This window comes from Mesorhizobium sp. WSM3879, assembly GCF_002294915.1.
Taxonomy (GTDB): Bacteria; Pseudomonadota; Alphaproteobacteria; order Rhizobiales; family Rhizobiaceae; genus Mesorhizobium.
Genome location: NZ_NSFZ01000014.1, coordinates 24,965 through 48,206, shown reverse-complemented (window position 1 = coordinate 48,206; position 23,242 = coordinate 24,965). Strand labels below are relative to the sequence as shown.

Annotated in this window: 24 protein-coding genes; 13 read left to right on the top strand and 11 right to left on the bottom strand. The window is 63.4% G+C overall.

What is annotated here, in order from left to right:
- Positions 1 to 26: 26 nt before the first annotated feature.
- Both CK218_RS25140 and CK218_RS25135 read right to left on the bottom strand, forming a co-directional pair.
- Complete coding sequence (locus CK218_RS25140) at positions 27 to 317, bottom strand: hypothetical protein (protein WP_127215833.1); 291 nt, start codon at positions 315 to 317, stop codon at positions 27 to 29.
- A 238-nt stretch (positions 318 to 555) separates the two neighbouring features.
- Entirely contained in the window at positions 556 to 3,231 is a 2,676-nt protein-coding gene (locus tag CK218_RS25135) for a DUF6212 domain-containing protein (RefSeq protein WP_095829254.1), read from the bottom strand.
- 206 nt (positions 3,232 to 3,437) lie between these two features.
- Between CK218_RS25135 and CK218_RS25130 the strand changes: the two genes are divergently transcribed.
- From CK218_RS25130 to CK218_RS25120, 3 genes are all read left to right on the top strand, one after another.
- The gene (locus CK218_RS25130; RefSeq protein WP_245430699.1) at positions 3,438 to 3,953 is read left to right on the top strand and encodes a hypothetical protein; all 516 of its coding nucleotides are present in this window, start codon (positions 3,438 to 3,440) and stop codon (positions 3,951 to 3,953) included.
- A gap of 138 nt (positions 3,954 to 4,091) precedes the next feature.
- Positions 4,092 to 4,832 carry a sulfotransferase domain-containing protein gene (locus tag CK218_RS25125; protein WP_143749701.1) on the top strand — a complete coding sequence of 247 codons (741 nt, stop codon included), beginning with the start codon at positions 4,092 to 4,094 and terminating at the stop codon, positions 4,830 to 4,832.
- A gap of 332 nt (positions 4,833 to 5,164) precedes the next feature.
- A complete protein-coding gene (locus CK218_RS25120) occupies positions 5,165 to 7,579 on the top strand; it encodes a sulfatase-like hydrolase/transferase (RefSeq protein ID WP_179294597.1) in 2,415 nt (804 codons plus the stop codon).
- Between the two features lie 28 nt (positions 7,580 to 7,607).
- On the opposite strand, the gene CK218_RS25115 is transcribed toward CK218_RS25120, so the two are convergent.
- Genes CK218_RS25115 through CK218_RS25105 form a run of 3 tightly spaced genes read right to left on the bottom strand, consistent with a single transcriptional unit; the run spans position 7,608 to position 10,622 of the window.
- Positions 7,608 to 8,591, bottom strand: coding sequence for an NAD-dependent epimerase/dehydratase family protein (locus CK218_RS25115; protein ID WP_095829251.1), 984 nt, complete (start codon positions 8,589 to 8,591; stop codon positions 7,608 to 7,610).
- A gap of 31 nt (positions 8,592 to 8,622) precedes the next feature.
- Positions 8,623 to 9,699: a glycosyltransferase family 2 protein gene (locus CK218_RS25110; RefSeq protein WP_066995901.1), complete on the bottom strand. Its 1,077-nt coding sequence runs from the start codon at positions 9,697 to 9,699 to the stop codon at positions 8,623 to 8,625.
- Positions 9,700 to 9,704: 5 nt separating this feature from the next.
- On the bottom strand, positions 9,705 to 10,622 hold the full coding sequence (locus CK218_RS25105; RefSeq protein ID WP_095829250.1) for a lysylphosphatidylglycerol synthase domain-containing protein: 918 nt from the start codon (positions 10,620 to 10,622) through the stop codon (positions 9,705 to 9,707).
- 488 nt (positions 10,623 to 11,110) lie between these two features.
- On the opposite strand from CK218_RS25105, the gene CK218_RS25100 reads away from it, so the two are divergent.
- Positions 11,111 to 11,602 carry a DUF995 domain-containing protein gene (locus CK218_RS25100; protein ID WP_245435187.1) on the top strand — a complete coding sequence of 164 codons (492 nt, stop codon included), beginning with the start codon at positions 11,111 to 11,113 and terminating at the stop codon, positions 11,600 to 11,602.
- A 190-nt stretch (positions 11,603 to 11,792) separates the two neighbouring features.
- Here the strand turns inward: CK218_RS25100 and galE are convergent, their stop codons facing one another.
- From galE to CK218_RS25085, 3 genes are all read right to left on the bottom strand, one after another.
- On the bottom strand, positions 11,793 to 12,926 hold the full coding sequence (galE, locus tag CK218_RS25095) for a UDP-glucose 4-epimerase GalE (RefSeq protein WP_095829306.1): 1,134 nt from the start codon (positions 12,924 to 12,926) through the stop codon (positions 11,793 to 11,795).
- Positions 12,926 to 13,987 (bottom strand): UDP-glucuronic acid decarboxylase family protein, encoded by a 1,062-nt coding sequence (locus CK218_RS25090; RefSeq protein WP_095829249.1) that lies wholly within the window; start codon positions 13,985 to 13,987, stop codon positions 12,926 to 12,928. The genes galE and CK218_RS25090 overlap by 1 nt, the downstream gene beginning before the upstream one ends.
- 790 nt (positions 13,988 to 14,777) lie before the next feature.
- Complete coding sequence (locus tag CK218_RS25085) at positions 14,778 to 15,245, bottom strand: carboxymuconolactone decarboxylase family protein (protein WP_095829248.1); 468 nt, start codon at positions 15,243 to 15,245, stop codon at positions 14,778 to 14,780.
- A gap of 136 nt (positions 15,246 to 15,381) precedes the next feature.
- Between CK218_RS25085 and CK218_RS25080 the strand changes: the two genes are divergently transcribed.
- The 3 genes from CK218_RS25080 to CK218_RS25070 are packed head-to-tail and all read left to right on the top strand — an operon-like array spanning position 15,382 to position 17,518.
- On the top strand, positions 15,382 to 16,026 hold the full coding sequence (locus CK218_RS25080) for a TetR/AcrR family transcriptional regulator (RefSeq protein WP_245322283.1): 645 nt from the start codon (positions 15,382 to 15,384) through the stop codon (positions 16,024 to 16,026).
- A gap of 12 nt (positions 16,027 to 16,038) precedes the next feature.
- Positions 16,039 to 16,662: a hypothetical protein gene (locus CK218_RS25075; RefSeq protein WP_095829246.1), complete on the top strand. Its 624-nt coding sequence runs from the start codon at positions 16,039 to 16,041 to the stop codon at positions 16,660 to 16,662.
- Between the two features lie 7 nt (positions 16,663 to 16,669).
- Complete coding sequence (locus CK218_RS25070; RefSeq protein ID WP_095829245.1) at positions 16,670 to 17,518, top strand: 23S rRNA (adenine(2030)-N(6))-methyltransferase RlmJ; 849 nt, start codon at positions 16,670 to 16,672, stop codon at positions 17,516 to 17,518.
- A gap of 24 nt (positions 17,519 to 17,542) precedes the next feature.
- Here the strand turns inward: CK218_RS25070 and CK218_RS25065 are convergent, their stop codons facing one another.
- The gene (locus CK218_RS25065) at positions 17,543 to 18,298 is read right to left on the bottom strand and encodes a helix-turn-helix domain-containing protein (protein ID WP_095829244.1); all 756 of its coding nucleotides are present in this window, start codon (positions 18,296 to 18,298) and stop codon (positions 17,543 to 17,545) included.
- Between the two features lie 181 nt (positions 18,299 to 18,479).
- Between CK218_RS25065 and CK218_RS25060 the strand changes: the two genes are divergently transcribed.
- From CK218_RS25060 to CK218_RS25040, 5 genes are all read left to right on the top strand, one after another.
- The gene (locus CK218_RS25060; protein WP_095829243.1) at positions 18,480 to 18,902 is read left to right on the top strand and encodes a VOC family protein; all 423 of its coding nucleotides are present in this window, start codon (positions 18,480 to 18,482) and stop codon (positions 18,900 to 18,902) included.
- A 118-nt stretch (positions 18,903 to 19,020) separates the two neighbouring features.
- Positions 19,021 to 19,290 (top strand): DoxX family protein, encoded by a 270-nt coding sequence (locus CK218_RS25055; protein ID WP_245435186.1) that lies wholly within the window; start codon positions 19,021 to 19,023, stop codon positions 19,288 to 19,290.
- Positions 19,291 to 19,400: 110 nt separating this feature from the next.
- A complete protein-coding gene (locus CK218_RS25050; protein ID WP_095829242.1) occupies positions 19,401 to 19,853 on the top strand; it encodes a hypothetical protein in 453 nt (150 codons plus the stop codon).
- A gap of 205 nt (positions 19,854 to 20,058) precedes the next feature.
- A complete protein-coding gene (locus CK218_RS25045) occupies positions 20,059 to 20,637 on the top strand; it encodes a TetR/AcrR family transcriptional regulator (RefSeq protein WP_095829241.1) in 579 nt (192 codons plus the stop codon).
- Entirely contained in the window at positions 20,634 to 21,470 is an 837-nt protein-coding gene (locus CK218_RS25040) for a DMT family transporter (protein WP_095829240.1), read from the top strand. The genes CK218_RS25045 and CK218_RS25040 overlap by 4 nt, the downstream gene beginning before the upstream one ends.
- 20 nt (positions 21,471 to 21,490) lie before the next feature.
- On the opposite strand, the gene CK218_RS25035 is transcribed toward CK218_RS25040, so the two are convergent.
- Positions 21,491 to 22,084 (bottom strand): TetR/AcrR family transcriptional regulator, encoded by a 594-nt coding sequence (locus CK218_RS25035; RefSeq protein ID WP_095829239.1) that lies wholly within the window; start codon positions 22,082 to 22,084, stop codon positions 21,491 to 21,493.
- A 303-nt stretch (positions 22,085 to 22,387) separates the two neighbouring features.
- Positions 22,388 to 22,717 carry a hypothetical protein gene (locus CK218_RS30370; protein ID WP_128373723.1) on the bottom strand — a complete coding sequence of 110 codons (330 nt, stop codon included), beginning with the start codon at positions 22,715 to 22,717 and terminating at the stop codon, positions 22,388 to 22,390.
- 106 nt (positions 22,718 to 22,823) lie between these two features.
- On the opposite strand from CK218_RS30370, the gene CK218_RS25030 reads away from it, so the two are divergent.
- Complete coding sequence (locus CK218_RS25030; RefSeq protein ID WP_066995775.1) at positions 22,824 to 23,174, top strand: hypothetical protein; 351 nt, start codon at positions 22,824 to 22,826, stop codon at positions 23,172 to 23,174.
- Positions 23,175 to 23,242 lie beyond the last annotated feature (68 nt).

Sequence of the window (23,242 nt, the reverse complement as noted above, 5' to 3'; positions counted from 1 at the left end):
TCTATTGGCGAAAATGCGGCCGGCAATTATCCGCCGTAGCGGCCGCCGCCATCCCCGCCATTGCCGTTCCCACCGCCCCCGGCAAACTGCGACAAGCTGTTCAAAGCAAGCGCTTTGCAGGCCGTTGGCGCATTCGGATAACGATGCAGGTAGTCCTCTAGCGCCTCGATGGTGCCGATCTTGAGGGCCTGCTCGCAGGCGAGCTCGGCTTCCTTGATTGGAGCAACTTCGATTTGCGCTTGCGCCGCATTCGAAAACGCGACGCTCAACCCGAGCAGACTGAGTCCGCCCAGAAGTAGCGACTGTATCTTACGCATTACGCCCACCCTTGCCACTACACACCCCATAGGGTGTTGATACTATTGATTTGTTAGCAATTTGTCAACCATAGCGGAAGAAATCGGCTTGAGAGATGGTTAACTTTGAGCGGCTGCTTGGGCCTGTGAAGGCTATTTCTCGCCGACGGGGCTGAATCGCGTCGTGGCCGCAGAAATGCGGCGCCGAAAAACAGGCGAACGGGGCAGCATGTCGAGTTCAGATTTCGAACGTCCTGCTTTAGTCGCTGAACACCGTCAGCGTCCGAAAGAAGGCGTTGCTCGGAGCACCGTTCGGTCCTTCCGCGAAGCGCACCGCGAGCACGATCGAAAGCGGCATCTTGCGCCTGACATTGACCGTCGCCGCCAGGGCGTGGCGCACGAATCTGTCGCGGACCGTCATCCAGCCGGAAAAGCCGATTGTCTGCGCGCCGACATCCTGCTGCCAGTCTATAGGCCGGTCCGGGCGGGCGAGCGCCAGGCCGAACGCGATTGCCGGAGCCTCGGCATGGGCGAGTTCGATGGCGGCCTCTATTCTGCGGAAGAAGGGCGGGAATTGATGATCGATCGATGCGGCGACCGCACCCTCCGCATGCGGGCGCAGGAACACGCCGCCGCCGTCGGGCGCCACCAGCAACAACGGCAGCGCGGCAGTGCGCGGCGTAAGCAGCCTCGCGCCCCTCAGCACGTCGTAAGCGAGCGCGCCTGAAGCGCCGGCCGCCACGGCTCTGCCTGATGCGTCTGGCTGCGGCCTGGCGAGACCGTCTCCAAGCAAGGCGGCGGCAGTATCGTGGCGGCCGACCGAAGCGGCGATGCCGGCGAGCGTCTCGATCGCTTCCTCGCCGTTCGGCTCGAGGTCGCTGAGAGCCTGATATTTGCGATCGGCAGGCGTATATTTCAGGTTCTCGCGCGCGCTGTCGACTTCGGAACCCGCCGTGTTCTGCGCGATGGCCATCTGGTGGAGCAGCCGGGTGTCATCGGGTCGCAGCGTCCGCAACGCCTCCAGGACAGGCAAGCGGTTGTCGTACCAATTCGACGTGCGGAACATGCCGTCCGGTTTCGACCGGTACCAGTAGAGCGGCTTTGGAATGGGCCTGAGCTTGAGCCCGGCGAGTGAGGCCCGCGCGAAGAACTCCCAGTCGTGCATGGCATAGCCGGGATCCTCAAGCCAAAATCCGATCTGCGAGAAAACAGACCGGCGCACCATCGCATTGGCGTCGCCATAGACGTTGTGGATCAGGCCCAGCGCGTCGGGGCCGCCAAGCGGCAGATACTGGATCAGGCCGTCGGCCCGGTCCTCGGGCACGAAATCCTCATAGAAGAGCAATTGGAAGGCCGTGCAGATGTCCGCGCCCGATGCCGCCATGCCACGGACGAAAAGCTCGACGGCTTCCGGAAAAAGCGCATTGTCGTCGTCCACGAACAGGATCAGTTCGCCGCGCGCGGCGCGCACGCCGGCATTGCGGGCGGCGCCAAGATGCTTGTGCGGCCGGCGCAGGATCCTCCATCCGCGCTTACGGAAGCCTGGTTCCAACGTATCCAGCAATTGCCTGGCTTCTTCCAGATCGCTTCCGTCGTCGACCAGCACCAGTTCAAGATTGCCGTAGGTTTGCGCCTCGACCGCTTCGATGGCTTGTTTGAGATAGAGCGGCCGGTTGCGATGCGCCATCACCACCGAAACCAGGGGCGCCGCTTGGGCCTGCTTGCGAATGCGCTTCCGGGCAGCGGGCACATGGCGTGTATCCAACCATGCCTTGCGGCAGGGGCCCGTCATATCGACCCGCCGTGGCCGTGGCGGTTTCTCGAGCGCCGCCAGCATGGCGGCCGCCAATTGCGCCGCGTCGGGCTCGACCAGCGGCGGCTGGCCGGCTTGAGCCTTCCAGGCTTCGGCATTCGCGCCGGCATTGGTTGCGACGAAGGGCAGCCCTGCCGCGGTGCATGCGCCAACGGCCTCGCCGGTCGATGCGGCAAGGCTAGGGACAACGGCCAAGGCGCCGCTGCGTGCGAGGTAGTCGAGCCTCTCCTCGAGGGTCGCGCGCGGCAACAGCTTGAGCCGGAACGGCCAACGTTCGGCGCGCCGCAGAAGCAGTCCGCCGCTGTGCTCGCCCATGATCTTGCCGAATGGACCGAACGCGGTGAGGGTCAGCCCTTCGGGCGCCGATTGCGCGAGGATGTCGAGCGCGTCGCAGAGCAGCGTCAGCCCGTCACGAAAGCGCGATCCGGCCAGGGCGGCAAGCTCACGCGCCTTGCTCGCGATGGGTGGCTGCGGCGCTTTGGTCCGGACGGCCCGAAGCGGTGGCGGCAGCACCGTCGCCTTCCGCACCTTCCAGCCTCTCGACAGCATCCATTGGCGCAGGGCGGCGGATGCACAGACCGTCCTGTCGGCCATCTCGGCGCAGTACTTTTCCATGTAGGCCGTGGCGATCGCCTCGGTGCTGCCCATGAATGTTTTGTCGGCCTCATGCGCCCATTCTTGCGGAGCGCGGGCAAGGAGGACGATCGGCGGCGTGGCGAAGGCGTCGGTCTCAGCCGCGAGCAGGGTGAAGTAGGGCAGGCCACCCTCCAGCGGCGCGTAGACCAGATCGTAACTGCACCGCTCGAGATAATGCAGCAGCGCAGCGGAGCGGCTTTCGGGCGTCGCCAGCGAGGGAAGTAGCTGGTCGGACCGGTCGAGAACCTCCAGTTTGACCGAGGCGGCCCCGAACTCCGCCCGGCGGGCAGCTACCTCGTCCGTGGATGGCACGTCCCGGCCGGCAACCCACAGCAGCGTGACGTCGTCTCCGTTTTCGGCGAAGAGCCTTGCAAGTTCGCCGGGCGCCGAGGCATCGTCTTTATCGGCGTCACGCCGGATCGCAGGCGTGACCACGCAGATGCGGCGACTACCGCCTTTCGGCTTCGGCTTGCTTGCAGCGGTCATTGAACGTTCCTCTGACCCAAATCGACCGGCAAGGCTTGCCGGATTTACTTTTCAGTGATCATCCTTCTGCGCCGTTGATAAACCAGTGCAATCAAGCGGCTCCTAAAAAGACTGTGCAATCAGTCGATTGTTACAAGTTTATCGACACGGCATAACCAATCTTTACGCGTCCGGGCTAACCGTTCACGGCATAGCAGGAGGCGCGAATGAAAACGATATTGAAGTTTCTCGCTGCGCTCGCCTTGACGGGCGCGATGATCTCGACGAGCTCGGCAGACCAATTGCTGCGTCCGCGCATGAATCTCGGGAAGGGCTACGTCAAGACGATCAGCGGCGACCGCGGCGGCTATGTCATCGACTATGCCATCCGCATGCTGAAGATGCGCCGCAGCGGCGGCTTCGTGCGCTTCAACGGTGCGTGCGATTCGGCCTGCACGCTTTACCTGGCGATGCCCAAGAGCAAGCTCTGCGTCACGCGCAACGCATCGTTCGGCTTCCACCTGCCGTATGGCGCCGGGGCGCGTGGCAACCAGGTCGCGGCCGACTTCATGATGAAGAACTACCCTGGCTGGGTTCGCGGCTGGATCGCTAAGCGCGGCGGCCTGAAGAACTCCGTCACCACCATGACCTATGCGGATGCGAGCCGGTTCCTGCCGACTTGTCCCGCCGAACAGCGTTCGACCATTGCGAGCCTCAGCCCAACGCGCCTGCGCGGCGGTTGAACCCCGCAGCAAGTGCTGGGACACCGACGACGGCGGGTGCTTCAGGGCGCCCGCCGTTGCCGTTTCAAGCGGCCGCTCACATTTGAACGGAGAGGTCGTTTGTGTATGTTCGGGCAAACTCCAACGGGTGTGGCGTGAATGCAGTCTTGTCAGAAGTTCGTGCTGATCGCTTCGCCACGAACCGGTTCTCAAGCGCTCAATCGCCATCTCAACCAATATGACGGGATGGTCCTGCACGGCGAAATCTTCAATCCGAGCTTCGTCGGCTTGCGCCATGACTATCACGAGAAAATCGATCTGCCGCGCGATCGGGTCGATTTGCGAGATGCCGAGCCGCAGCAGTTCATCGCGCGCGTCTTCGACGATCCGTCGGCTCGCTTCGTCGGTTTTCACATATTTCCCGACCAGACGCGCGCGGCCATACTCCCCGTGTTGGAAGATGAAAGCGTCAAGAAGCTCTGGCTTGTCAGGAATCCGATCGCGTCCTTCGTCTCGCTGCTCGAAGCGGAAGCATCCGGAGTATGGACAGTCCATGCCACCGATCGGTTCGCAGCCGACAGCCCGAGAAAGAAGGTGCATTTCGACATAGAACGTTTTAACGCGTTTCTGCGCGAGCTGAATCTGTTTCGCGCAAAGATCAGATCCGTGCTGTTCGAGACCCGACAGCCGTATTTCCCGATCCACTATAGCGACATCGGCGATCCACTGGTTGGCAATGCAATCATTGCCTATCTCGGCGGTTCCCAGCGACTGGACCACTTCGAGGCCGAGATCCTGAAGCCGCCGCAGCGGCCTTTCGTCGACCGCATCGAGAATTACTGGGAATTCGTGACCTATTTCAGGGCAGTCTCGACGGACGATCTGTACGCGTTCGGCTGACGTCGGAATGAAGCCGGGTCGGCGCGCAACACGGTCTCAGCTTTCTTTGTTGCCGCAAGCTCGCCGCTTCCAACGCTGATCGGCCCTTTGGCAAACCCATTGTCTTTCAGTGTTTGCGGTTAACCAGTTCTGAAGAGACGTCGTTAACGCACACTTGATTTTGTTGACTCTTTCCTGCCCCGAACCGATTTTGCGCACGGGGTTTGAAAGCTGCCGGCCGTGGTTTCTGGCCGGAGCACAAACTGGCGGTGGGCAATCTCATGAGTATCGGCGGTATGGGCTCGGCGAGCCGGTCCGAGGGCGGCCAGACGGGATCGAGGACGAAACCTGCATTGACGCAGGAACTTCGCTTCACGCGGACGTCCTTGCGCGTCATTTGCACCAGCCTGTGGTTATGGCTTCTGCTGGGCATCTACCGGGCCGTCATCGTCGATCCGCAAACCACATTTCAAGGGGCTCTGGCGTCCATTCCCATGGGATTGGCGGCAAGCTATTACGACCTGATCCTCATCACATCGGTGACGGCGGCAACGCTGATCCTGCTCTTCCTTACAAAGTCAAGCCGGCTCGCATCCGCGGCCGTCGCCTCCCTTTTCTATCTCGTGGTCCTGGTGTCGCTCGGCTGGGGATTTGCCAACATCAATCTCGTCAAGATGCTGGGTGAGCCTTTCACCTTCCAGTGGCTGGTCTATGGCGACTTCCTGCAGAATGCCGACGCCAAGAGCGCGATGGGCGACGCCCTCAACGTGAGGGATGCCGCGATCCTTTTCGGGTCCATCATTCTGGTGCTGGCCCTCGGCTACGCCGCGGGCAGTTTGTGCCAGCGGCTGAGTTCCGCAGGCCGCAAGAGGTTTCTCATCGCTTTGGTTCTGTGCGTTGGCGCGGCCCTGGTCGGCAGCGGCTATCATGTGCGCGCTCAGTCGCTGCCAGCGTCCAAGGTCGACAATCCTATCGTGTATTTCGTTCAGTCGGCGTGGTTCAGTTCGACGCCGGTGACTTTTGCGATGAGCGGCGGCGGCAATGATGCCGATGTCGCCAGCGTCGGGGAGCGTCCGGCGGAAACCTCAAGCTTCAAGGCGCCGACGCCAAATCCGATCAAGAACGTGCTGGTTTTCATGATGGAGTCCGTGCCGTCGAAATACATCGAGACCTTTGGCGGCCAGTATCCGATCACGCCAAACATAAAGAGCTATGCCGGAGATTCCATTCGGTTCGACAAGATCTATGCGCATGCGCCGTCCACGCACTACTCGATCTTCTCGCTGCTGACCTCGATGTACAACGACATCTCATTCTACGGGATGACCGCCAAATATCCGTACCTGCCGCTGGAGACGATCTCCAACGCCCTGTCCAAGCACAATTTTCGCACCGGGTTCTTCTGGAGCGCCGATTCCCGTTTCCAGCGTGTGGACGAGTTCCTGCTCAACAAGGGACTGGACGTCATCCAGGACTATCGGGGGCAGAAATGCGCCACCCCGACCTTCAAGCTCAGTACCGAGCAGTGGAAGAACATGGACTACAACAGTGACCTCTGCACTGCCCAAACGATCATCGACTGGATGAAGAAGGATCCGCAGAAGCCCTTCTTCGGCATCATGTTCACGGCGATGACGCATTATCCGTATATCACCGGCAGCCCGATGTTCTCGAAGATGGTGCCTTCCGCCAAAGACATCGGGCCGGTGCACTACGTCGATGACGAAAAATTCAATGCCTATCTCAACGCCCTGAAGGTCGGCGACGCAGCGTTCGGTGAAATCCTCGATTCACTGAAGCAGTCCGGCAAGCTCGATTCGACGCTGGTTGTCGTCCTTGGCGATCATGGCGAGGCGTTCGGAGAACATGGCGACTACGTCCATGCCACCGCGATCTACGACGAGAACGTCCACATTCCGCTGATAATGATCAACAAGCACCTTTTCCATGACGAAGTCGCGCATCCGGTCGGCGGCATCGTCGATATCGCTCCGACGATCATGGACATACTGGGACTGCCATTGCCCGAGCAGTGGCAGGGCCGCAGCCTGTTCAGCGCGCAACGGCCAAACAGGACCTTCTTCTTCAATCCGTGGGCCGGCTCCTTGCTCGGTTATCGCGATAATGATCGAAAGGTGATCTTCAACGCTACCACCGGCAGGGTCGAGGAATACGACCTTAAGGCCGATCCCGGTGAAAAGACGAACCTATTCAATGAAAGCTCGAGCGATCGAACGGCGCTGCTGCAGCCGATTGCCGGATGGGTGCAATCGCAAAAGCGGCGCATAGCCACGCTTGTCGCCAACGCGGCCCGGGACGCGGGGCGCTGCACAGCCACAAGCTTGGAGATCGACGCGGCCGGCACCGACTACCAGGGTCAGCCTCGCTTCGACGTCTTCGCCGACGGCAAGCGCCTTGGCGAGATCGCCGTCCAGGGCAAGGAGAGCAACGCCTCGACCGGCGAGCAGCGCGTAGCGGAACTGACGGAGGCGGCCGTCGAGGCGCAACCGTTCCACATCGACCTCAGCGGCGTGCCCAATCCAAAGACGATCGAAATTCGTTATGTCAACGACCAGTGGGCCGGAGACGGCCGGCCCGGCGATCGCAACCTTTTCATCAAGAACATCAAAGTGAACGGGCAGCTTGTGCCCAACAGCAAGCTGCACGTCGACGAGCAATCCCATGGCTACACCGACGACAGCGGAACCGCCATGTATACCAACGGCTCGCTATGGGTCAGCGGTCCGTTTATCGAAGGATGCATGTAGGGCAGGGCATCGGCGGCAGCGTTTCGCTTTACCGCTTGCCCTCCGGCCGCCATTCCCGCCGGTACCAGTCGACGAATTTCGCCAGTCCTTCCTCGATCGGCACTTTCGGCTTGAAGCCGATGTCGCGCTCGAGCGCGCTGGTGTCGGCAAAGGTCTTCTCGACATCGCCGGGCTGCATGGGCAGATCCTCACGGATGGCCTTCACACCGAGCAGCCCTTCCAGCGTCTCGATGAAGCGACCGAGATGCACCGGCTGGCTGTTGCCGATGTTGTAGATGCGGTGGCGCTCGCGGCCGGCCGCCGGCGGCTTGTCGAGAACCGCAATCACGCCCTCGACAACGTCGTCGACATAGGTGAAATCGCGCCACATCTCGCCGTGATTGAAGACGCGGATCGGCTTGCCGGAGAGCATCGCCTCGGTGAAGATCCAGGCCGCCATGTCCGGTCGTCCCCAGGGGCCATAGACGGTGAAGAAGCGCAGGCCCGTCTGCGGCAGCCCAAAGAGATGCGAATAGGTCGAACTGATCAGCTCGTCCGCCTTCTTGGTCGCCGCGTAGATCGACACCGGATTGTCGACGCGGTCGGTTTCCACGAACGGCACCTTGGTGTTGCCGCCATAGACCGAGCTCGACGAGGCATAGACCAGATGCTTGATCTCGGGCGATGCACGGCAGAGCTCCAGCACCTCCAGGTGGCCGGCGATGTTGGCGTGGATATAGGCGCGCGGATTTTCGAGCGAATAGCGCACGCCCGCCTGGGCGCCGAGATGCACGATGCCGCTCAGCAGCGTTCCCTCGAGATTCGCCGCCAGCGCGCCCGGCTCGGCTATGTCGAGTTGGCGGAACGAAAATCCGTGCCGGCCGGAAAGCCTGGCGAGCCGTGCCGCCTTCAATGCCGGGTCGTAGTAGGCGTTCATGCAGTCGACGCCGACAACGGCGTCGCCGCGGGCGAGCAGGCGCTCGCAGACATGGCTGCCGATGAAGCCGGCGGCTCCGGTCACAAGGATGGTCATGCGCGGACCTCGGATGAGGGCAGGGGCGGGATCATTTCCGTCTCGGGGCTTTCTTGGCTTGCGCGGGCGGGCTCGGCCAACGCCAGCCATCGCCTTCGCCGGGCGCGGGCTGCGGGCGCGCCACATAAGCGAGCGAAACATTCGCCTCGAGATAGACGCGCGACAGCATCTCGGCGAGCACGCCCGACGTTACCATCTGCAGGCCGGCGATGACCAGGAAGAAGCCGGTGAACAGCATCGGGCGCGTTCCAATGTCCTGTCCGAAAAACACCTTCAAGCTGAACAGGTAAGCAAGGATCAGCGAGCCGAGCACGCCGAACACGATGCCGATCCCGCCGAAGAAATGGCCGGGCCTGGTGCGGTAGCGCATGAAGAAGAACATGAAGACCAGGTCGAGCACCACGCGGAAGGTGCGCGAGATGCCGTATTTCGACTGGCCGTGGATGCGGGCGTGATGCGTCACCACCTCCTGGGCGATACGGCGCGGCGTCGTCACCGTCGCCAACCAGGCCGGGATGAAGCGATGCATTTCGCCATAGAGCCTGACGCTGCGGATGACGCTGCCGCGGAACACTTTGAGGCTGCAGCCATAGTCCTTCAGCCGAACCCCGGTGACGCGCGCGATCAGCGAGTTGGCGATGCGTGACGGCAGCCGGCGCATCCAGAAACCCTCCTGGCGGTTCTTGCGCCAGCCGGCGACGAGGTCGAGGTCCTCGGTCAGCAGTCGATAGACCATGCGCGGTATGTCGAACGGATCGTTCTGCAGGTCGCCGTCGAGCGTCGCTATGACATCGCCGCGGGCAGCGTCGAGGCCGGCCTGCATGGCCGCCGTCTGCTTGAAGTTCCGCACCAGCTCCACAGCGTGCACATGCGCACCGTATTCGGCCGCCAGGCGGCGAATTTCGTTCGGCGTGGCGTCGGTGCTGCCGTCGTCCACCAGCACCACTTCCCAGGGCTGGCTGTAGTTCTCCATCGCCTGGTGGATACGCACGATCAGCGGCTCGACGTTGTCGGCCTCGTTATACATCGGGATGACGATGGAAAGCTGGTGCTCGGGCATGACGGCACCGGCAGGCAGCCCCGACTGAGGAATGGGAAGCATGTCCATGGCGGTCATTTCCTTGCGGGTCCCGTAGCCGGCGTCTCCGGCAGCGTCGATTTCGAGGGAAACAGCCAGGCGATCGCACCGGTGGCAACGGCCGAGCAGAGGATGAACAGATGCAGCGCCAGCGCCGCCTGCAGCCCGTTCTTCATGGCGATGCCGGAATAGAGCAGCGCTGCGGCGGCTCCAGCCTCGTAAGTGCCGAAGCCGGCGACACCCTGCACCGGCAGGATGGCGGCGGCCTCGGCGCCGACGGCGCCGGGAAAGGCAGTCTGGAAAGAGGTGCCGAGCAGCATGGCGAGCAGCCATCCCTGCACGGCAAGCTTCAGCGTCCAGTTGGCGACCGTCCACCACCAGCCGTAGCGGGAGCGCCTCGTGGCCTCGGTGAAGATATCGCGCAGCTTGCCGAGCTTCGAGACGATGCTGCCGCGCCCGGCCCAGTCATGCGGCGCGCGCGACCAGCGCGGCAGATACCAGGCGGAGGCAATCAGCGCTGCTATTCCCGCGGCCCTGAGCGCCGGGTGAAGACCGGGCCACACCAGGCACGCGAGCACGCCGACGACGAAGGCGTCCTGCAGCCTGAACCACAGGAGCGAAGCGCCGGCGCGCACGATCGAGATGCCGAACACCCGCCGCAACAGCAGCGGGAAGGCGGTCTCGCCGCCGCGGAACGGCACCACGTTGATCATGGCGTTGTGAATGAGGATGACGCGCAGGCAGGCGCCGAAGCGGCCGTTCACCTCGTCGCGGAACTCGTCGCAGACCCGCAGCGCGCGCAGCACATAAGTGACGAACAGCGCCAGCGTCACCGCAGCGAAGGCGCCGGGCGTGATGCTGGCGAAGGCGTCGCCCACCATCTTCCAGCGCGAGTCTGCCGCAAGCCAGGCCAGCAGCGCCAGGGTGACGATTATCGAGAATGCTTTTTTCAACCAGTTCTCCGAATGGCGCCGACCGCCGCACTCCGGGTAATTGCTTCGATTTCGAAATCGGGCGCACGGCCGGGGACGGCTCCAGGCCGCCGGCTCCCTTGCCGGCTTCCAATGGCCTGGCGAGGCGCCAAGATTCCGAGCCCTTCCGTGGTCGCCGGCCCGTTCAACGTTTCTGCTCCATCATAAGCGGCCGATCCTATAAACCAGCGGCTTGCCCATCCACAAGCTTTGGCGCGGCCGCAATCACCGTTCGCGGGCGATCCTGGCTCGCTGCGACGGGAAGGTTGACACCATTCCTCGAGCGGCAGTTAATATCACGTGGGGGCGGTAGCTGCGCATTGGGATCGAATACCCAATCTGGGTAGTGACGCCAGATCGAAAGGCGTCGTCGAAATGTTATCGCTCATCATTCCTGCAGTTCGAAAAATATGCCGTCCAGACCAGCGCGGAGCGTGAGGTGCCGTCGTTCTGCGCGGCGCGCGGACCTGATGCTTCTGCTCTTCTGCGGTGGAGTGGCGCTGTCCGGCGTTGCTCACGCAGCCGGCGCTGGGTCTCCGGCAGCGGCACAAGCAGGCACCACGCCGACGGCATTTGAGTTGCAGTTGTTCTATGCCGACCGCACCTGGAACTGGGAGGACGGAGCCGCCTATTTCGCCCAGGACAGGCGCATGCGTGCCTGGACGTCCAAGCCTGGTTCAACGTCCTTCGCCGAAGGTACATGGCATCTCAGCAATGATGGCAAGATGTGCATGGAGCTCGTCTGGCGGTCCACGGCCTATACGGCACAGCCCATCCGCACCTGTTTCAGCCATCGCGTCCTGAACGGGACCGTCCAGCAACGGAGGGATCCGGATGGCCGGTGGTACAGCTTCAGGCACGCTTCGGACAATTCGGCCGACGAGCTCAAGAAAATTCAGGCGGGCGATACCAGGAGCGTCGATTTCGAAAAGGCCCGCAAGCTGGTCGATCCCAAGAGTTAGTCGCTGCTGAAGCACGTCCAGAAAGATGCCTAGAGCGGCTGGCCGTTTCACGGAAACGCCGAACCGCTCTATCTCTTTGCTCACGCAATTCCGGACGGAAGCCGCTGCGCACGTCCTGGAATTGCTCTAGCAGTTTCCGCTCGGAATTGTCCCAGCGGATCAAATCTAAGAGGCTCGCTGAGAGAAGCCCTCAACCCAGCTCAGCGAGCCCACGCCCCGACACAGTACTCACAGGGACGACTGCCAGCCGTGCAGGCTGGCGTTTTTCCGCGGCGTTCATGCCGCGCGGCGCGCGCTTCGCGCGCGAGACGTCGGTGGACGCTTTGAAAACCTTCGGCTTCAGGGCCGGTCGGAGCCCGAAGACGGGCGCTGCCGTCCTGACGATGGTGTCGAGATCGGAAAGTTCCGCCACAAAGCCCAACTGCTCTTGTGCAAGGCTGGGATCGGCGAACAGCCCGGCCGGGTCGCCGGGCCGGCGCGGTTTATAGGCGACCGGGACCGTCCGGCCGGTGACGCGGCCGACGGCCTCGAGGATCTCCTTTATCGAGATGCCTCGGCCGGTGCCGAGATTGACGGACAGGCTGTCGCCGCCGGCCTCGAGATGCATCAATGCCATGAGATGCGCGCGGGCGAGGTCGCTGACGTGGATGTAGTCGCGCACGCATGTGCCGTCCGCCGTCTCGTAATCGGCGCCGAAGACCTCGATCGCCTCGATCATGCCGGACGCCGCCATCAGCACCCTCGGAATGAGGTGGGTTTCGGGTGTATGCCACTCGCCAAGCTCGCCTTCGGGATCGGCGCCGCAGGCGTTGAAGTAGCGAAGGATCGCGTATCTCGTTCCATAGGCAGCGGCATAGTCCCTGATGATTTCTTCGCCCATCAGCTTGCTGCGGCCATAGGGGCTGATCGGCTTCTGCGGCGAGGCCTCGCTCACCGGCAATGCTTCCGGCACGCCATAGGTCGCGCAGCTCGAGGAAAAGATCACCTTGTCGATGCCGCTTGCCCGCGCGGCGTCCAGTACGGCGATGGTGCCGCCGACATTGGTCGCATAGTAATCCGCCGGCGCGCTGACCGACTCGCCGACATAGGCAAGGGCGGCGAAATGGATGATCGCTTGTGGTCTGTGAGTCTCGATCGCCCGCCGCAACGCTTCGCGGTCGCGGATGTCGCCGACGACCAGCGGCCCCCAGGCGACGGCTTTCTCGTTGCCGCGGCTCAAATTGTCGTAGACCACCGGCAAGTAGCCCGCCGCCGACAGCAGCTTGCAGGCATGGCTGCCGATGAAGCCGGCGCCACCCGTCACCAGAACGGGGCGGCGGGTCATCATGCCGTTGCCTCCCTGGCGGTTGATGCCTGGACCCTGCGCGGGGCGATGAACCGGCGTCCGCCCAGGACGGCGTCGAAATAGGCAGTGGTGTGGGCGAGGCCTTCGCTCAGCGCAACCTTCGGCTCCCAGCCGAGATGCTGCCTGGCAAACGAGATATCGGGCTTGCGCTGCCTAGGGTCGTCGACCGGCAGCGGCCGGTGCACGATGCGCGAGCGTGAATTCGTATAGTCGATGACCAGCTCGGCCAATTCCATGACGGTGAATTCGACGGGGTTGCCGAGATTGACCGGGTGCTGAGGGGCCACGCCGGCGTTCATCAGGCGCACGAAGCCTTCGATCAGGTCGTCGACGAAGCAGAAGGAGCGCGTCTGCCCGCCGCTGCCGTAGACGGTGATGTCGTCGCCGCGCAGCGCCTGGACGATGAAGTTCGACACCACGCGGCCGTCGTCGGGCCGCATGCGCGGACCGTAGGTGTTGAAGATGCGCGCGACGCGGACATCGATGCCGTATGTCCGCGAGTAATCGAAGAACAGCGTCTCGGCCGAGCGCTTGCCCTCGTCGTAGCAGGAGCGCGGACCGTGCGTGTTGACATTGCCGAAGTAACCTTCGGGCTGCGGATGCACCAGCGGATCGCCATAGACCTCCGAAGTCGAGGCCTGGAAGATCTTGGCGTTGTGTCGCCGCGCGAGCTCCAGAAGGTTGATCGAGCCGAGCACGCTGGTCTTGAAGGTGTGGATCGGATCGGCCTGATAATGCGGCGGAGAAGCCGGGCAGGCGAGATTGTAGATCTCGTCGACAGCAAGGTCCGTCGGCAGTTCCTCGACGATGTCGTGCCTGATGCAGGCGAAAGTCGCGTCACGCGCTATCGCTGACAGGTTGTAGCGCTTGCCCGTGTGGAAATTGTCCAGCGCGATGACTTCATATCCATCGGCAAGCAGCCTTTGGCACAGATGAGAACCCAGAAATCCTGCTCCGCCGGCGACCAGCGCGCGTCCTTGATCGGCACGCCTCCGTCCCGGCTTGGTGTCCAGCTTCAGAACTTTGATGACCCTACCCATGGCGACCTCACACTCGCACACACCCACGCATCGTCGTTCCGGGCCGGGGCAACAGCGTTGCCCGACCAGGTGAAATCATGGCGATCCCCTCCGCATGCGCGAAGTCGCCAAAAAACACGATGTGTTTTGTCTGAGTAAGCGGGGTCGTTGCCGTACGGCTTATGTGCTGCCGCTCAGCTTCCCATTGCCCCTAAGTCGCGATCCACGAACATGGTTGCCACCACCGCGGACTGCTCGCCCAAATTGCACACCCAACGTATGGAAAGATATACCTGTGCGCGGCATAGTCAACTAATTTAGGGATTCATTAACTTCAGTCTTTTGCGGTTGGTTAACTGTAAGCGTAGGCAGGCGCGCCTTTTGCGTCATAGAAGGGGTCGGTTCCGGCCGGTTTTCCCGCGGTAAAGCACCGCGTGCCGCGGCCTACGCAAAGCTTGTCGAGCGTTAGGGGCGGAAGGCTTCAAGGTGAAGGACAAGGAACGCGTCTGGCGTCGTCTCTCGGGCTCTGGCATTTCTTGCGGCCGGTCTTTCGGGCTAGAAAATTGCGCAAGTATATCTTAGTTCGCCAACAGGTAGATCTGGCGAGCCTGTAGGCCCTGTCTGCGAAACGCGCTTTCCGAATTGATCGGGGCTAGGCGGCCGTGGTGACGACGGTTCCGCAGCCGTGCTGTCCGGCACGCCGAGATGGCCTCCCGGCATCGCCACCACTCTGAGGTGCATCAACAAGGAGTAGCGCAGGTTGGACAACTGGACGCCGTGCATTCCCGTTTCTACTCCTCATTGCCCCTCCTTATTCTCCGCCCATCTCCTTCTTGAACTGGGCGAAGTCGACCTGCATGCCGTAGAAGATGGTGCTCCAGTGGCGGGTCAAGGCCGCCAAGGCGACTGCCTCCTGGATCTCCTCGTCGGTGGCGCCGGCGCGTTTGGCGTTCTCGGTGTCCGACCAGACACAATAATTGCAGGGGATTTGCGCCGCGACCGCCAGCGAGATCAGCGACTTCACCTTCGGCGGCAGCGCCGTCTTGTCGCTGAGCTCGATGGCCTTGACCTCTGCCCACGCGCCGGGCAGAGCGGCTTTCGGGAACTGCTTCATGAAGCCGGGCACGCCCCCAACGGTCGACTGGATGTCCTTGATGGCGGCGTCGTAGTCGTCCGCGCCGGCAGGCATGGTCAAGGCCGCGGTGAACGCGATAGCGGCGAGCAGCGAGGCGGAACGAAGGTAGGAATGCGCGCTTGAGATGATGCGAATGACAGGCATGGTGTTCTCCTCTGGTTTTTGTTAGCCTTACGGTGTAAGGTGATCTGGAACATGAACCTTACAGTGTAAGTTGTCAAGCGGCGCCATGGACTCACCGAGCAAGAAAACCCGAACCCGCGGAAAATTGTCCCGCGAGATGATCGAGGACGCGGCCTTTGAGGTGATCGAGCGGGAAGGGCTCTCCGGCTTCTCGATGCGCAAGCTCGCCGCCAGGCTCGGCTGCGAGGCGATGAGCATCTACCATCACTTTCCCTCGCAGGCGCATCTCTACGAGGCGCTGGTCGATCGCCAGATGAGCGGGCTCGTGATCCCCGATGACAGCCTTCCTTGGCGTGAGCGGGCGCGCATCGGTATGCAGGAATTCCGGCGTGTGGCGACGGAGCATCCGGCCTTCGCGCCGTTCATCGTCGTCTATCGCATGAACTCGCCGCCCTGCCTCGCCAAGTTGAACGCCATCATCGGCCTGTTCGAGGATGGCGGCTTCGGACCTGAGCTCAGCGCCCGTTTGTTCCGCGCCGCGGGCTATTATCTGATGGGCGCGATCCTCGACGAGACCGCCGGCTACGCCAAGGGGCCATCGGCGGTCACCACGGTCAGCGACGAAGAATTGCAGCGCGACTATCCCAGTGTCGTGGCGGCCGCGGCTTATTTTGGCACAAGCGGTTTCGACAAGACTTTCGAGCTTGGCCTGGAGATGTTTCTGGACGAGATGGAGCGGATTCGCGACGCTGCCCGGGACGAGGCCGCCAAAAGTGGCGATCGCGCCCGCAAGAAACTCTAACCAGGGCTTTCAATGCGCTTCCTCTCGGTTCTTGTCCTCATCGCCGGCGCTGCCATCGGGGTCTTCTATCCCTGGGCGGTGAGCAATTTCTCCGGCCATGCGATCGGCACCTGGCGCGTCTACGAGGGCGGCCGCTTCCGGCCGGCGACCGTACGGCTCGCTGCGCGCGACGCGCCTGTCCGCGTGCTGGTCGACCTCACCGCGCGTGCCGAGCGCGTCGCCTCGCAGCAGCACACGGTGCTGACACTGACCGCGGCAAGCGGCGGCCGCACGGCGCTCGCCTCGACGCTCTCCTTCAACCACACCGACAATCCACGCCAGGTGAGCCCGCAGCTGCCCGACAAGATCTTTCGCGACGAGGCCGGCGTGATAGAGACGGTCACGCCGGGCGCTTACGTCTTCACTGTCGGTCCGGGCGATGCGGACGGGATCGACATGCGCGCCGTCGACCTGATCTTGCGTGCGGGCACCGGCTCAGCCGACGAACGCGCGCAGCCGGCCGGTTACACGCTGATGGGCGTCGGCTTGGCTGGGCTGGTGCTTTCGCTGGTCTTTGGGCGTGGCAACAAGCCGCCGCAGAATCCCAACTCGCAGCCCCCGCCGCCGCGCTGGGGCCGCGGCGGTTCGCAAAGGTGAAGGCGGCATGAATTATCGCCACGCCTACCACGCCGGCAATTTCGCCGATGTCGTCAAGCACGCGGTGCTCAGCCGGCTGGTCGAGTATCTGAAGCAGAAGGACAAGGCCTTTCGCGTTATCGACACTCACGCCGGCATCGGCCGCTACGATCTCGCGTCGGTGGAAGCCGGCAAGACGGGTGAATGGCAGGGCGGCATCGGCCGGCTGTCCGAGGCCGCGCTCGAGCCTCGGACGGCGGCGCTGCTTCAGCCCTATCTGGAAGCGGTGCGCTTGGAAAATCCCGACGGCGGTCTCCGCCGCTATCCCGGCTCACCGCTGATCGTGCGCCATCTCCTGCGCAAGCAGGATCGGCTTACGGCGATCGAGTTGCATTCCGAGGACGCTGCGCGGCTCAAAGCCGTCTTCGCCGGCGACATCCAGACCAGGGTGATCGAGCTCGACGGCTGGTTGGCGCTCGGCGCGCATCTGCCGCCGAAGGAAAAGCGCGGGCTCGTGCTTGTCGATCCGCCCTTCGAGGAGGAGGGCGAGTTCCAGCGTCTCGTCGAGAACCTGCGCCGAGCGCACCGGCGCTGGCCGGGGGGCATCTACGCGCTCTGGTATCCGATCAAGGATCGCAAGGCGGTCGCCGCCTTCCGTGCCGCGCTGAAGGAGACAGGCATTCCAAAACTGCTCGACATCGGCTTCGAGATCCGGCCTGCCTCGAGCGAACCGAGCCTCGACGGCAGCGGCCTTGTGGTGGTGAACCCGCCCTTCACGCTGGAGGCCGAATTGCGGGTGATGCTGCCGGCCTTGCATGGAAGGCTTGCCGTCGAACAGCCGTCGCGCTGGACGATCGAATGGCTGGCCGGTGAGTGAGACCGGGGACCAGCCGAAGATTAGCTACGCCAGCGCCGAGGGTGTCACGCCGGTCAGCCGCCGGGTTTCGCGGATCAGATGCGCCTGGTCGGCATAGCCGGCCTCGATGGCGAGCAGCGCGGTCGAGGCATCGCTATGCCGTCGCTGCAGGCGCCGGAAGCGGTGGAAGCGCAGGATGCGGTCGAGCGTCTTCGGACCATAGCCGAAAGCGTCCTCGAAACGCCGGCGCAGCGTCCGCTCGCTCATGTTGAGGCGGTTGAGCAGACAGGGAACCAGCGGCGTCTCCGGCAACAGGCCTTCATCAATGAACTCGAAGGCCCTGCCCATCAGCGCATCGAGCGCATCGCGCCCCTCTGTATGCGCGCCGACGTTATTTTCCAGCTGCCGCACCATGCCGGCGAGGTCGGGCGCGGCCTTGACGCGATCTGACAGTTCGCGGGCACGCGTACCCCATAAGTCCTGGAGGCTCAGCCGCCCGCCGACGATTTCGCCGGCCGGCACGCCGAGCCACCCGGCGGCCGCGCCCGGCCGGAAGCGGAAGCCGATGATCACCGACCCGGGGGGAAGGCGCTCGATCTGCGGCTCCTTGTCCGGTCCGACCACGCGGAAGCGACCTTCGATCCATTGCAGATCGATAGTCGCGTCCGGCGTGATGACGATTGGCGGGACGTCCTGCTTCGCCATGCGATGCACCCAGACGGCGGAGAAGGCGCCGGCCAGGCCTCGCGGGGCGGGCCGTTCCCGAAAGAAGCCGGTGGTCTGCGCCAGGACCGCTTCCATATCTTCTCCGATCTGCTTCGGCGTGCTCTGGCGGGTCCGCTTCGGCCATTTTGGCCGAAATCTTCAATGCGGGTCGCTTCCGCCGTGGCAAAACGGATGCAGCCTCTTGGCGCGTCCAGCGCCTTCACCGCGCCGCATCCGGTCGCGGATGTGGTCACGAATATAGAAGGGAGTGAGAGAAATGAAAGCTCGCATCACCGTCTTCACCCTTGGCGTCGACGATCTGGAGGCGTCGCTCAAATTCTACCGCGACGGCTTGGGCCTGCCGACCGAGGGCATCATCGGCCGCGAGTTCGAGCACGGCGCCGTCGCCTTCTTCGAGCTTGCCGGCGGCTTGAAATTCGCGATCTTCGAGCGCGCGAGCATCGCCCTCGACGCCACCGTGCCGCAGAGCGGCCGCAGTCCGACCGAGTTCACCATCGGCCACAACCTGTCGAGCGAGGCCGAGGTCGACGCTGCGATGGCCGAGGCCGTCAAGGCCGGCGCCCGCGTCGCCAAGCCGGCGCAAAAGACCTTCTGGGGCGGCTATGCCGGCTATTTCCAGGATCCCGACGATCATCTCTGGGAAGTCGTCTACAACCCCGCTTTCATCCCGAAGGATTGAGCCGGAAGCCTGCAGGAGGTCGACATGTCGATCGATACCGTTCAGGCGATAGGCGCGCTTCTCATCGGCGGCGTGTTCGTCTTTCGCCGGCATCGAGCACTTCCTGAAATTCCAGGCGATGTGCGACTATCTGGCGAGCCGGAAATTTCCGGCTCCCGCTGTCATGCTGGCAGCCGGCTCAGCGCTCGAGGTCGTCGCCGGCATGATGCTCGCGCTCGGCCGTGCCGTGCCTTTCGCCGCCGGTGCGCTTGTCCTGTTCACGCTAGCGACGAACGTCGCGCTGCTGCGCTTCTGGGAGTCCGAAGAGCCGGAGCGGCAGGTGCTGCGCAACGCGTTCCTGATCAACCTGGCCGTCGTCGGCGGACTGCTGGTGGCGGGAACCGTCTGACAGCCGGACCGCATCTGGAACGATGATTTGGGAAACCATTGTCTTCACAACCGCTTGACCGCCGCCAGGCGAATCCGCACAGTGCGTGCAACCGACCTTGAGAGGCTGTCATGACTCGCTTCGCCCATTCCGCCCTTGCCGCGCTGATTTCGCTTCTGACGCCGCTTGGCACGTCGCTTGGTTTCACCCAGGCAGCGCAGGCCGCCGACCTTGCCGTTTTAACCGAGGATGACGGCAGCGTCTGCGCCGAGGCCTGGGTGCTGAGCAAGATCACCGATCGCTTCAGCTATCAGGTTCATCATGTGCCGCACCTGCCGGATGTCGCGATCACCGATTTCCATAACATCCGCCTGCATCGCTATCTGCCGTCGAGCGAGAGATGGCCGATCGGTCGGCACTATTGCCGCGCCACCGTCAGCCTGTCGGACGGCCGCGACCGCTCGATCTTTTACCTGATCGAGGAAGGCCAAGGCTTCGCCTCGATCGGCGACAATGTCGAGTTCTGCGTCTCCGGCTTCGACCGCTGGATGGTTTATAACGGCCGCTGCCGCGTGCTTCGGTAAGAAGCCGCAGATCCATTCCCCCGGTCTGCGCCCTTCAGGTCGCAGGCCACTCCGTTCGGCCCGTCGACGGCATCAGTCCCATCGCGAATAATTCTGAGCTTGCCGGCCATTGCCGGAAGGCAAAATCGGCTAATCGGCTGCCGATTGACGACTGTCGAACTGTCGCCTAAAAAGAGACAGACCTGTCTCATCACGCGGCAGCATAATGCTCTCATCGCCCTCCGCCAAACGCCAGCATGTCGTCGACACCGCGTATTCGCTGTTCAAGCGTGACGGCTTCCACGCCACCGGCATCGACCGCATTATCGCCGAGGCCGACATCGCCAAGATGACGATGTACCGCCACTTCCCGGCGAAGGACGATCTAATCGTCGCGGTGCTGGAGCACCGCGCGGCGCGTTTCGAACGCCAGCTCGACCGGCTGGCCGCGTCGGCGGACACGGCGGAAGCGAAGATCTTCACGATACTGGACTGGCACGAACGCTGGTTTCGCGATCCGGATTTCCACGGCTGCCTGTTCGCGCACGCGCTCGCCGAGTTCGGCGATCCCGATCATCCGGTGTTCAAGGCAGCCAGCCGCCAGAAGAAGGGTTTGCGGTCGCGCCTGCGCGCCATCCTGGAAGAAGAGATGCCGCCGGAGCGGGCCGAGGGCGTCGCCACGGCGCTGCTGATGCTGATCGATGGCGCGACGCTGATGGCCCAGATGGGGGAGGCTGATGCCGCCATCGCCAATGCGCGCAAGGCGGCTTCCGCCATCCTCGCCGGCGCGCGGGGCCCCCAATGAACGCGACGGTCGTCGGGCTCGCGCTGTCCGCGGCCATTTTGCATGCCAGCTGGAACGCCTTCCTACGGACCGGGGTCGACAGACTGTGGACGGTCACAGTCATGAGCTTCTCGAGCACTGCCGCTGCTATTGTCCTGGCGCTCTTCCATCCGCTGCCGGCTGCGGCTGCCTGGTCCTATGTCGTGCTATCGGCCGTCCTTCAGGTCGGCTACAGCGTGTTCCTGGTTGCCGCCTACCGCTATGGCGAGCTCGGGCAGGTTTATCCGATCGTGCGCGGCAGCGTGCCGCTGCTGGTGGCGCTCGGCGGCTTCCTGCTGGCCGGCCAACGGCTCGCCGCGCCGGAACTCATCGGCGTCGCGCTGGTCGCCTGCGGCATTATGGGTCTGTCAGTCGGGCGGGGCAGGGCCTCAGTGACATCGATCCTCTACGCGTTGGCCACCGGCGTCATCATCGCGGCCTATGCGACGGTCGACGCGATCGGCGTGCGCGTCGCCGGCGACAGCGCCGCCTACACCGCCTGGGTACTGCTGATCTACGGTGCCCTGCTGCCGGCGGCTTTCGTCGGTCTGCGCGGCAGGCTCACTGTCGACCTGCGTGCGCCGGAAACACGCAAGGCCTTGAGCGGCGGTCTATTCGCGCTGCTGGCCTATGGCGCGGTGGTCGCCGCCTTCGCGCAGGGGCCGGCCGGGCCGATCACCGCCATCCGCGAGACCAGCGTCGTCTTCGCGGCCTTCATCGGCCGCTTCTTCCTCGGCGAGCAGTTGACGCCGCGCCGTATCGGAGCCTGTGCCGTCGTCGCGCTGGGCGCGATCTGCCTCGGCTATCGACCCTGACGGCGTCGGTATCGCGCTGGTCACGCTCGCGCGCCCTGGCCGGACAGATAGGCGCAGATCAGCTCGCCGAGCTGCTTCTGCAGCTCCGGCGCATCGAGCATGTTGCGGCGCGCCGCATTGTGGATCACGCCCTCGACGGCGGAGGAGAGCACGCGCGCCACGGTCTCGGTATTCTTCAGGCGCCGGCGGTATTGCGCGACGGCCGCCGCATAGTGCTCGAGATAGCGGGCCTGGAACGAGGCATGCGCGGCGCGCGAGCCGCGGTCGACCGGCGTCTCGTCGAGCAGCACCTGATGCAGCGTCGGGTGAATGCTGTGCGCGGCGATCATGCCGCGCACCAGCTCGCGCGCGAATTGCCTGAGCGGCTTCTCCTCAGCCGCGGCGTCGCGAATGACGGACAGCACATGGTCGAAGTGGCGGCGTCGGATGGCGTCGACCAGCGCAAGCTTGTCGGGGAAATATTGATAGAGCGACCCGATGCTCACGCCCGCGGTCTCGGCCACCTTGTTGGTGCTGAAGCCCGCCCAGCCGATCTCGCTTAGAACGCGGGCACCTGCTTCGATTATCGCCTCGACGGTGGCGACCGAGCGCGCCTGGCGCGGCTCCTTGCGCATGCGCGGGGCTGGCTTTGCAATGCGAGTAGACATCCCCAACCTGCCTCCCGAGAATATAAGCAGGATACTCACATTTGGCCTGAGAGCAATTCCAGGAAAAGTGCGAAGCGGTTTTCCGTCCGGAATTGCGACCAAGGAAGAACAGCAATTCCAGGAAAAGTGCGAAGCGGTTTTCCGTCCGGAATTGCGACCAACGAAGAACAGCACTTCCAGGATTGTGCGCAACGGTTTTCTCCCCGGAACTTGCGAGGAGCATGGAACGGGCGGCGTCCTCACGCCGTCTGCAGCGGAGCCTGAGCGGTATCAGGCTCTTCCAGCGGCAGTTTTGAATGTGAGCGGTAAGCTCGCTTTTTGCCGCGCAAGCTTTGCCCCTTCGCCGGTTCGGTTCTGCTCCGCCTTGACTTGTAAATCTTTCCGCTGGACAAGATGAGGTGCTTTGTTTGGTGTGCGTTGTCCATTATGAGCAATACGCTCACATTCTACGCTCTGCGCGGCATCAAGATGTCTGGATGATCCGGCGATAGAGAGCATCGGGAATTCTCGACGGCGCATTTTCACTTCGAAGGGCAAAGATTCTCTGTCGTTTTTTTCGCCGATGCCCTTGTCAACGCGTCTTGCGTAACCAAAATTCAATAACTGAAATTCATTGTGTTGCTTCGCTGGCTAGATAGCCGCGAGTCAGATATGCATGAGCACGCCGGGTCACTCACGACCTTGGGCAAAACGCAAGGGGCATCGCATGGCAAAGACGACAACCAAGGCGCCGGCGGCGAAAGCGCCGGCAAAGAAAGCGGCACCGAAGGCTGCCGCGAAACCTGCAGCAGCGAAGAAGGCAGCGGCACCGAAGGCAGCCGCCAAGGCTCCGGCCAAGGCAGCGGCAAAGCCTGCGGCGAAGGCTGCGGCTAAGCCGGCCGCGAAGGCGGCAGCCAAGCCCGCCGCGAAGGCGGCAGCGAAGCCCGCCGCCAAGAAGCCGGCAGCGAAGGCAGCGGCCAAGCCCGCCGCCAAGGCGCCGATGAAAGCAGCAGCCGCCAAGTCGACGGCAGCCGTGAAGAAGGCAGCGCCTGCCAAGAAGGCGCCGGCCAAGAAGTAATCGCGTAACTTCGCTCGCGAGCCTGAACAGGCGAGGGTGGGTGCCGTCGAGGCGCCCCTCTCGCCAGT